Raw genomic sequence first — 10,011 nt, 5'->3', positions numbered from 1 at the left:
TGTCGAATCATTGCTGGCACTGACAATCCACTGACCATCAGGGCTAAAGGCGACAAAATTGACTTCTTTTTCATGTCCGCGCCAAGGTTGACCAATGGGGTTGCCGTTGCTATCCCACAAGCGCACTGTCGAATCATTGCTGGCACTAATAATCCACTGACCATCAGGGCTAAAGCCGACAGAATTGACCCAATTCTCATATTTGCGCTGCGATCGCCCGATGACCCGATCTTGTAATATTTGATCTAGCTCCCATAAACGCACAGTGCGATCGCCACCACTGATAATCAGCTTGCCATCGGGGCTAAAGGCTAGGGAATTAACCTCTCCTTCATGTCCCCGCCAAGGTTGTGTGATGGGGTTGCCATTGATATTCCACAAGCGTATTGTGCGATCGCAGCTACCACTAATAATAAACTTGCCATCAGGGCTAAACGCTACAGAATTTACATGTCCTTCATGCCCGTGCCAAGGTTGACCGATGGGATTACCTTGTATGTCCCACAACCGCACTGTAGAATCACTACTACCACTGACAATCAACTTGCGATCGGGGCTAAAGGCGGCGCAAATAATTTTTGCCTCATGTTTGTGCCAGGGTTGAGTGATGGTGTTACCTTGTAAATCCCACAAACACACCGTTCCGTCAAAACCAACACTGATAATAGAATCGCCATTTGGGCTAAAGGCGACGGAAATAACTCCTTCCTTGTGTCCGCGCCAAGGTTGAGTAATGGCGTTACCTTGTAAATCCCACAAACACACCGTCCCGTCAAAACCAACACTGACAATAGAATCGCTATTTGGGCTAAAAGCGACGGAAATAACTCCTTCCTCATGTCCCTGCCACGGTTGAGTAATGAGATTACCTTGTAGATCCCATAAACACAAAATTCCGTCAATACTGCCACTAACAATCAACTTGCCATCATGACTAAAGGCTATACAATTAACCTCTTGTTCGTGTCCACACAAAAATTGAGCAGTAGGATTGCCAATGATATTCCACAAGCACACCGTAGAATCGCTACTGCCACTGGCAATAAACTTGCCATCAGGACTAAAGGCTACACAATTAACCTCTTGCTCGTGTCCGCGCAAGCTATTTGCCTCTGTGGGTGTGTTCATTGCTTCCTTTAAGCTTCCCAAAACAGGGGCTAGAAGGTGGTTTGGGTATTTCTCTAGATTCTCACCCATTGTTTGAATTGCCAGCACCAAACCCTCTAGCGGTTGAACAGGAAGTAAATTCAAAACCCTGGCGGATTGCTCGCGCAGTTTTAATTCAGTCAGTGCAAGGTTTAACTTTTGAATCTCTTGTTCCTGGCGATCGCGCCATCCAACACTAGCATTAATAAATCGATTAGCTTGTTCGCTTAAATAACCAAACGTTTGCTCTTTTAGTTCTTTATAAGTCTTTATCTTCAGAACCCGGTTTGTAATATCTTCTCTTTCCCACAGACCATCTAAGCTGTATGCCAGAAGTGGTAAATAATCATTTTGTTGGTGAAAATCATGAATAATTTGCTCAACTAATCCTTGTTCAAAGATAACGCCATTTCTAGCAGCAGGTTCAGCGATCGCTAACTTTAATTCTCCGTCGCTCATTCTAGTGAGTATACGACTATAGCGATCGTGGATCTTTGCAAGTTGGGGATACTCACTAAATCTATCCAGAAAATCAGACCGCATTGTTAAAACAATTTTGACAGAGTTATCCTGCTGCTGGAACAGTTGAAAGAGACTAGCAACAAATTTATCGCGTTCCGGTTTTTGAGTTTTTGTAAACAGTTCTTCAAATTGGTCAATAAAAATCAGAATGCACTGATAATCTTGTTTGAGGAATGTGACAATTTTAATTAGGGTATTTTCTCTTATTTCTTTAGCAATATCCGCTATTGGCGATTTTTTCCCATAAGTAGAAGCAAGACACTGATAAAGGGATTTAAAAGGATTTTCATCTGGGTGAAAACTTATATTAATTAATGATTTTTTATTAGATCCTAAATAAGGAATTAAACCTGCCCGAATCAATGATGATTTGCCACTGTCTGATGCTCCTAAAAGCAAGAGTGCATTATCTTTTTTTAAGCGATCGCCCAGATTAGCAATCCACTTCTTTCGACCAAAAAACTTATCTTTATCTTTAATTTCAAAAGTTTTTAATCCTAAGTAGGGAGAGTCTGTTTTGAGTGGACGACAATGAATGTCGTCAAAATTACTGTCAGAAAAAAAGTCGTATTCAGAAATACCTTGGACATTACAGCCAATATTTATATCGCCTTCAGAACTGTTAACCATCTTATCTCCTTACCTTTGGACATCTCTGGCTAAATCTTTACCTCAGTTATAGTTCCTCGGCTAATCTTTGTAAGTAACTCAACAAAATTAATTACCGAAGAAAGGCAGCTATGCTGGAGGCAGAAGGAAAAAAATACAATTCTTGATCTCTGCCAATTTGGGCGACTAGAAGTCGCAGCTACACAGGCGAAGTCCACCTCCGTGGACTAATGAAAAAGTAAGAATCTTAACCCGCGCAGGCGGGTTTTGTCTGTATAGTCGCGACTTCTAGTCGCCAAGGCTAGTTTTAAATACCTTTATTCAGCAAAATTACTTAAGTAACTTTCAAAAAAATGTAGTAAGTTTATCCTAAAACGCCACAAATGACAAACGGGATGGAACTTTTTGATAACCTACACCTTGCTATGTTTAGCGGCAAAGGTGGAGTCGGAAAAACGACAATCTCCTGCACCTTTGCATGTCGTTGGGCGCAGAAATTTGCCAATGAGCAAATTCTTTTAATCTCAACCGATCCGGCTCACTCTCTTGGAGATGTCTTACAAGTTAGCGTTGATGACATTCCTCGTCCCATAGCGGAACTACCCAATTTACTAGTAAGGGCGTTGGATGCAAAGCGTCTGCTACAAGAGTTTAAAGAACGTTATGGTCAGGTGTTAGAACTGTTAGTGGAGCGCGGTAGTTTTGTTGAAGGCGAAGACTTGTCTCCAGTTTGGGATTTAAATTGGCCTGGACTGGACGAGTTGATGGGCTTGTTAGAGATCCAACGCCTTTTTAAGGAGCAGCGGGTAGATCGAGTAGTAGTTGATATGGCTCCTAGCGGTCATACTCTCAACTTATTTGGATTGATGGATTTTTTAGACACTTTCCTCCACTCTCTGGAACTGTTTCAAGAAAAGCATCGGATTATTAGCAAGACCTTTGCTGGAAGTTACACACCCGATCGCGCTGACGACTTTTTGCATACCCTGAAAGCTGAACTATCGCAAGGTCGTCGTCTGCTTCAAGATCCCATCCATACAGCTTGTTTGTTAGTTGCGATCGCCGAACCAATGAGTTGGTTGGAGTCAAAACGGTTCCTAGAAGCCTTACAAACTTTGCAGGTTCCTTGCGGAGGGTTGTTTGTTAACCAAGTCCTGGCCAGTGCGACTGACCCAGATCGTTACCAAGAACAACAACCGCTGATCGGTCAGTATGTGGATCTTGCTAACGGAAAGCCGATGTTTATTGTCCCGCAGCAAGATAAGGAGCCTTTGGGAATTGTAGCCCTCAGCCATCTGATCGACCAAATCCATGTTCCTCAGCTTGAACCGCCATCTCCTGTTCATCTACTCCCAATTCAATGGCCTGAAAAAATTTCTCCTAGCTTTGGAGATTTTCTCACCGAAGGTCGTCGCCTATTACTAATTGGCGGTAAGGGTGGAGTAGGCAAGACCACAGTAGCAGCTGGGATTGGTTGGGCTATGGCTCAACAACATCCCGATCGTAAAATTCGCATGGTTTCTATCGATCCAGCCCATTCCTTGGGTGATGCCTTTGGTTTGAGTTTAGGACACGAACCATATCAAATAACTGCCAATCTTCGAGGTCAGGAAGTAGATGGCGATCGCATTCTCGATCAATTCAGAGCCGATTACCTATGGGAACTGGCCCAAATGATGAGTGGCGAAACCCAAACAAGCGAAGCTATTGAAATGGCCTATGCTCCTGCTGCCTGGCGCAAAATTGTCGATCAAGCTTTACCAGGGATTGATGAAATACTTTCCCTGTTAACAGTAATGGAATTGCTAGAGCAACAAGAAGAAGACTTGATTATTTTAGACACTGCTCCTACAGGTCATCTACTGCGTTTTCTAGAAATGCCAACTGCATTAGCAGACTGGCTAGCTTGGATTTTCAAACTCTGGATCAAGTATCAGAATGTCCTTGGTCGTACAGAGTTTATGGGGCGTTTACGAACTTTGCGACAGCGTGTAGTTAAAGCCCAAAAAGTGCTAAAAGACCCACAACAAGCAGAGTTCATTGGGGTTACACTTAACCAGACTAGCGTACTTGCCGAACAACAACGCTTGTTCAAATCTATGCAAGAAATAGGTGTAAGTCAGAATTACCTTGTTCTCAACCGCTTTAATTCTACAGCAACCATTAATTGCGATTTTCCAGGTTTGACAATGGTTCGCTTACCAATGCTTCCTCGCTCAGTTCAGCCTTTAGAACGCATCCAAGCAGCAGCCCGCTGTTTATTTTAACGGCTAATTAGACTAAATACTTCCATTACCCAAAGAGGAATTTATTATGCATCGCACTCCAACCCGTAGACAAATTCAAGCCAAACTTAGCACCATGCCTCCTCAACGTTCTCAAGCAACAGCTTACTTAAATGCTTACAAAATGATGCTAGAGAAGGAGCGTTTAGAGGAGGAACTAGAGAAACTCGAAGCACGCCGACATCAGATTCAGCAGCGTCTTGCTATTTTAAATAGTCAAACAATTGCTGAAGAGAACACGATCCATCAGCAAGCAAATACTGGCTTAGAGGACAATACACCAAAATTCAAAACTTTAACATTGGAATACTAAGTACTAAGATTTCAGCTTGCCTATTCTTCGCAACTTTCTTGCGCGGTCGAAGCTTAAAATACTCCCATATTTCAATTCTGACCAGATTTCAATATGAAATTAGTAGTCTCTGTTTCGTAAGCTCAACAAGGATGTACCGATGTTATGAGTAGGAAAGGAAATTAAATTTTATTAAATATCTTTTCTAAGTAAAGTTTAATTTTTTAAATCATCAACGTAAAACTCTACCGCAGTTATTTCCCAATCTATCCAGCCTTGTGGCTTAATCAGCCAGCCCTCTATTAAATATTCTGAGTATTCTACATTAGAGTCGTTATTGATAGGAAATTTATCAGTAAATAAGTGCTTATTTACATATTTGCTTTGCCCTTGATTATATTCATAAAAAATTCTTTTTGAATATTTTACTCTTTTAAATATAGCCCTACATGGTTCCTCAAACTTACTTGTAGCTGCTAAAGGATGTGGAGGATAAATTTCTAGCCCTGTTTGAAAGTTAACTATAATAGAATCTTGCGTAATTTCAAAGCTTTCTATTTTACATTCGGGGAAATGAATATCATCAAAATAACCTTTTACAATATTCATGGCTTTTCATTTATTAATATTTTGATCTTACAAAACCTTAAACTTATGGAAGGTAACATCGGGTTAAAAGCATTTACAGTAAAGTCCTGAGTTGTATATTAACTCACAAGAGCGATCGCCTGGGCTGATGTCGGAATTGTGGAGAATGGCGACATTTAGCTAAAAGGTAGAAAATCAAGAATTAAGTACAAACTAAAGGCGGTACATCACGTAATAAGAATATTTTTGGCGAAAGTCCCCTTCTAAAACGTAATTAGCCACGCTTCATAAGGAATGAAGAATCGACATCTAAAAGCCAATTATCATCAATAAATTCTAGATTTTCATCATAAACAAGAACTAATTCACCAAGTTTTTGAGCATTGCTACTTGCAGTTTTCTTATTATCAACAGCATCAGCTATCAGCAAAAACTTTAGTTGTAAAAAACGTTTTTTGTGAGTAACGCCTATTGAACTGCTAACTAATTTGGCTTCTAGGGTACGAGGTAACGTAATTTTCTCATAATATTCATCTTGTTCATCCCAATAGCCACACACTTTATAATCACACTGGTCAAGATGTTCTTGAACAAGAAGATTAGCATCTAGACTTTGTAATATTTCAGTTAAATCTTGCCAAACTTGATGATTTTTTAATTCGAGCCTTGCCATAGTTATGTGGGTTTAATGTTCTGTTACCAAACCAGGGAAGTGCAATATACCATCAATGAATTTTGCATGAAATCGGCGGTCGCCACCTTTACCTAAGACTTTAGATTTCAAATCGTAGCCAGATTCTTGGGAAGCCACCAACCCAACATTACCGCGAGGAGGTACAAGCCCTTTCTCAATGGCTACAAGCATTTATTGAAAGAATAGTACCAGTGGCTAGTAGATTAGGTGATGATGGTAAATTAGGTGTCTGGTTTTTTGGATAAACATTCAAAAGAACAAGAATAGTGACAGAAAGGAATGTTGATGGCTATATACAAAAAGAATGTGGCGGTCAAATGAGCAATCGATACTGTTGGCACTTGAGGCATTTTTCTAATTTATTATCGGTCGTAGTTATCCCAACGTTAATTCACCCAACTGTATATCAACGACTAACCGACGATTTGTTAACCATTGACGACCGAGCAAAACTTCTGTTAAATCTTTGCCAACATGTACAGGTATGTCAAACTCTTGGCCATCAAATAGTACTTGACCAACATAGATTTCAAATTTTACATCTCCGCGTGCAGTTCGCATTGTTTGCTCTCGTAAACGCTCCCAACCAAGTGCATCTATATCTTGCTCATTAATCGCTAACCAATACGAAAAACCTGTATCAAACATCGCCTCAACAGGTAATTCCAATCCATCTGATGTTATTAAATTAATTTCAAAAAGTAGTGCATCCTCATCACCAAAAAAACCGGAAATCGTCATATCGTGCCGCAAGCCCCAGACTCATTAATCCGAAAAGCATAGTGGATTTTGCCTGGATGCTGTTTGCGACACCGTAATGAAACTACTTCTAAATCTTTATCAACAAAATATTCTCCACTATCCGGTTCAACTGCAACAAACCAGTTGTAGTGAGTTTCAATTAATTCTGATTTGACTCGATCAAAAATAGGTTTACAACGTTGGTAAAGAGCCTCGCGTTCGGCTGAACGTCGTGCTTTTTGTTCTTCATTCCATTGAATTTCAGGGAATATTCGTCCCCTGCGTGCGGTATGAGTGGGTTTGGTTTCAGTCATGGCTGATTATATTGTGAATCGCGATACTTATATTTTCCCTCATCCACACATCGCCGATTAAATTCGATGAAAAAAGCCTCGCGTTCGCGGGTACTGTCCGTGAAAAAAGAATGCACGGTATCACAAGCTACTAATTTTCGATGTTGGTAAAAGTTTTCGGTCTACTGAAATTTATAGTAAATCAAAGGGTTTAAGACCCCTACCTCTACAGCTAGCGCCAGTTTCAGCCGGGGGTTTAAATCCCCGTCTGAACGCAAACAGCGTGCCATAGGCAAAATGTCTAAAATGTTTGAATTTTGAATTGTTAATTATGGGGATTACCTTCTCGGCAGTTGTTTTATGCCGGGAAACCGTCCATCGCACTACCTCCTCTCCTCTGCCTCCTGCCTCCAACCTTACTCTTGTGTCTGATCGCGTTCCTCCTGTTCTGCTTCCAGAATCGCTAATAAAAGAGCTTCTTCCTGAATTTCAAACTCTTCTTCAGGAATTTCCCCCATATCAAAAGCAAGTTGGAGTGCAAGAAGCTGCTTGCTGAGATTTTCTTTATCATCAATTTCAGTACTGGCATGTTCTAAAATTTTTTCCCCAAGCCACGTTACCCCCATTAATGGGCCAGTAATCGGTAATAGTAAGAAGCGCAGAACCATATTGCTTTACACCTGTGTGGACTTCTTAAAGGTATCCTCTCAACACCGTAATCATGCTGATGACATAAATATTAAACATTACTAGTCTTGTGTTGATGCCAAAATCCGTTGGATTTGAGTCCAGTTAAGGCTGATTGACATCTGTATTTTATATTTGCAATGTAACAAAAAATACTTTAGTATAACACATTACTATTGAGGAGGTACTTAGAGTTTGACAACAGTATTAAATGCATCTCCCCAACGATTTGTCAATACACCTGCTGTTCAACGCATCGCTCAACGTGCTTTGCGCTATCTACAGTCAGGTTTTTCAATACATTTACGTGGTGCAGCCGGAGTCGGAAAAACTACTCTGGCAATGCATCTAGCTGATTTGCTCAACCAGCCGATCATCCTCTTATTTGGAGATGATGAGTTTAAAACCTCAGACTTGATTGGTAATCAATTAGGTTATACCCGCAAAAAGGTTGTTGATAACTTCATCCACAGCGTTATCAAAGTTGAGGATGAAGTCCGACAACATTGGGTTGATGCACGATTAACCCTAGCTTGTAAAGAAGGATTTACGCTGGTTTACGACGAATTCAATCGATCGCACCCGGAGGTAAATAACGTTTTACTCTCCGTACTTGAGGAGAGGTTGTTAGTATTACCAACAAACCAACATCGAGCCGAGTATATCCGGGTTCATCCTCAGTTTCGGGCAATCTTAACATCCAATCCTCAAGAGTATTGTGGAGTTCATGCAACTCAGGATGCTTTGATGGATCGTGTTATTACCATCGATATGCCTACACCTGATGAACTGAGTCAGCAGGAAATTGTAGTTCATAAAACAGGCATAGATTCTGAGAAAGCGGAAGTAATTGTCCGCTTAGTACGGACGTTTTGGAGTCGATCTGGCTCTGGACAGGGCGGTGGATTGCGTTCCTGTCTGATGATTGCCAAAATCTGCCACGAACACGAAATTTCTGTAAACCCTGGAGATCCTAACTTCCAAGATATTTGTGCGGATATCCTGCTTTCTCGCACGAATCAACCTCTGATGGAAGCAACTCGGCTACTGGAAGAGGTTTTAAGTGAATTGTATCGTAGTATAAATACTCAATCTCAGTCGTCAGAGATAATACCAAACAACCAAAATCAGATTGTATTGGAACAACGAGTACCTTACGAGCATGAAGTCTACAACTATCTGTGTAATTCTCCAGGAAGGCGTTTCTCTGAATTGGCAGTAGAACTAGGGATCGATCGCAGTCAAATTGTGGCTGCACTTAAGTCTCTCAGAGAGCAGGGAGTATTAGTCCAAATGCAGGGCAATGCCGAGTCGCCGAACATCTCACAGACAGTTCCTTTTGATTCTGGCCATTTAATAAACAAATGAGTACTAATACTAATCGGGGAGCTATCACCACATCAACTCAAGGTTCTACCTTGGCAGATATTCTAGAACGGGTTCTGGATAAAGGCATTGTTATCGCAGGAGATATTTCTATTTCCGTAGGCTCCACAGAACTGCTCAACATTCGGATTCGTTTGTTGATTTCTTCTGTTGATAAAGCCAAAGAGATTGGAATTAACTGGTGGGAGAGCGACCCCTATCTTAATAGTCAAACTCGCACCTTATTAGCAACTAATCAACAACTTCAAGAGCGTCTTGCCAGTCTAGAAACAGAACTGCAATCGCTTAAAACACTCAATCCTATTAATCATCAGAATGCAGGGGATTAGCAAATCAAAAGGTTCCGATTCCGGTTTAGCACCGTTATTACTGACGGTTGTTGAGCTGATACGCCAACTCATGGAAGCTCAGGTGATTCGGCGAATGGATGCTGGCACCCTCAACGACAATGAGTTAGATCGGGCTGCCGAAAGCCTGCAACAGCTTGAACAACAGGTTGTTAAACTTTGCGAGATATTTGATGTTGACCCAGCCGATCTAAATATTAACTTGGGTGAAATGGGAAATTTACTTCCCCAATCTGGAGGATACTACCCCGGTGAAACCTCTAGTCAACCCTCTATTTTAGAACTTCTCGATCGTCTATTAAATACGGGTGTTGTGGTTGAAGGTGATTTGGACTTAGGACTGGCTCAGTTAAGCTTAGTTCATGCCAAGTTAAGACTAGTACTCACTTCTAAACCCCTGTAACTTTTTTATCTACATTCT

At 41.1% G+C, this 10,011-nt stretch carries 12 protein-coding genes; 5 read left to right on the top strand and 7 right to left on the bottom strand.

The window, feature by feature from the left end; translation table 11 throughout:
• Positions 1 to 2,298, bottom strand: a 2,298-nt coding sequence (locus ACM0OX_RS27205) for an eIF2A-related protein (RefSeq protein ID WP_414518070.1), incomplete at its 3' end; no start/stop codon positions are given.
• Positions 2,299 to 2,660: 362 nt separating this feature from the next.
• Between ACM0OX_RS27205 and ACM0OX_RS27200 the strand changes: the two genes are divergently transcribed.
• The gene (locus tag ACM0OX_RS27200; protein ID WP_414518068.1) at positions 2,661 to 4,544 is read left to right on the top strand and encodes an ArsA family ATPase; all 1,884 of its coding nucleotides are present in this window, start codon (positions 2,661 to 2,663) and stop codon (positions 4,542 to 4,544) included.
• A 46-nt stretch (positions 4,545 to 4,590) separates the two neighbouring features.
• On the top strand, positions 4,591 to 4,875 hold the full coding sequence (locus ACM0OX_RS27195) for a hypothetical protein (RefSeq protein ID WP_414518067.1): 285 nt from the start codon (positions 4,591 to 4,593) through the stop codon (positions 4,873 to 4,875).
• Between the two features lie 195 nt (positions 4,876 to 5,070).
• Here ACM0OX_RS27195 and ACM0OX_RS27190 read toward each other — a convergent pair whose 3' ends face one another.
• The 6 genes from ACM0OX_RS27190 to ACM0OX_RS27165 all read right to left on the bottom strand — a co-directional run bounded on the left by ACM0OX_RS27190 (position 5,071) and on the right by ACM0OX_RS27165 (position 7,838).
• Positions 5,071 to 5,463, bottom strand: coding sequence for a hypothetical protein (locus tag ACM0OX_RS27190; protein WP_414518065.1), 393 nt, complete (start codon positions 5,461 to 5,463; stop codon positions 5,071 to 5,073).
• A 253-nt stretch (positions 5,464 to 5,716) separates the two neighbouring features.
• Positions 5,717 to 6,115, bottom strand: a complete 399-nt coding sequence (locus tag ACM0OX_RS27185) for a hypothetical protein (RefSeq protein ID WP_414518064.1) — start codon at positions 6,113 to 6,115, stop codon at positions 5,717 to 5,719.
• 12 nt (positions 6,116 to 6,127) lie between these two features.
• Positions 6,128 to 6,307 carry a hypothetical protein gene (locus ACM0OX_RS27180; protein ID WP_414518062.1) on the bottom strand — a complete coding sequence of 60 codons (180 nt, stop codon included), beginning with the start codon at positions 6,305 to 6,307 and terminating at the stop codon, positions 6,128 to 6,130.
• A 204-nt stretch (positions 6,308 to 6,511) separates the two neighbouring features.
• Positions 6,512 to 6,877, bottom strand: a complete 366-nt coding sequence (locus tag ACM0OX_RS27175; protein ID WP_414518060.1) for a retroviral-like aspartic protease family protein — start codon at positions 6,875 to 6,877, stop codon at positions 6,512 to 6,514.
• Entirely contained in the window at positions 6,874 to 7,191 is a 318-nt protein-coding gene (locus ACM0OX_RS27170) for a hypothetical protein (RefSeq protein ID WP_414518059.1), read from the bottom strand. The genes ACM0OX_RS27175 and ACM0OX_RS27170 overlap by 4 nt, the downstream gene beginning before the upstream one ends.
• Positions 7,192 to 7,586: 395 nt before the next feature.
• Complete coding sequence (locus ACM0OX_RS27165; protein ID WP_334837244.1) at positions 7,587 to 7,838, bottom strand: gas vesicle protein GvpG; 252 nt, start codon at positions 7,836 to 7,838, stop codon at positions 7,587 to 7,589.
• 214 nt (positions 7,839 to 8,052) lie between these two features.
• Between ACM0OX_RS27165 and gvpN the strand changes: the two genes are divergently transcribed.
• Genes gvpN through ACM0OX_RS27150 form a run of 3 tightly spaced genes read left to right on the top strand, consistent with a single transcriptional unit; the run spans position 8,053 to position 9,993 of the window.
• Positions 8,053 to 9,225, top strand: coding sequence for a gas vesicle protein GvpN (gene gvpN, locus ACM0OX_RS27160; RefSeq protein WP_414518057.1), 1,173 nt, complete (start codon positions 8,053 to 8,055; stop codon positions 9,223 to 9,225).
• The gene (locus ACM0OX_RS27155) at positions 9,222 to 9,572 is read left to right on the top strand and encodes a gas vesicle protein (RefSeq protein ID WP_114085077.1); all 351 of its coding nucleotides are present in this window, start codon (positions 9,222 to 9,224) and stop codon (positions 9,570 to 9,572) included. Before gvpN ends, ACM0OX_RS27155 begins: the two co-directional genes overlap by 4 nt.
• Positions 9,559 to 9,993, top strand: a complete 435-nt coding sequence (locus ACM0OX_RS27150; protein ID WP_323204168.1) for a gas vesicle protein K — start codon at positions 9,559 to 9,561, stop codon at positions 9,991 to 9,993. The genes ACM0OX_RS27155 and ACM0OX_RS27150 overlap by 14 nt, the downstream gene beginning before the upstream one ends.
• Positions 9,994 to 10,011: the final 18 nt, after the last annotated feature.

It is taken from the genome of Nostoc sp. PCC 9305, from assembly GCF_963920915.1.
GTDB lineage: Bacteria > Cyanobacteriota > Cyanobacteriia > Cyanobacteriales > Nostocaceae > Nostoc.
The sequence above is the reverse complement of the archived record's forward strand: the minus strand, read 5'-3'. Positions and strand labels throughout refer to the sequence as shown.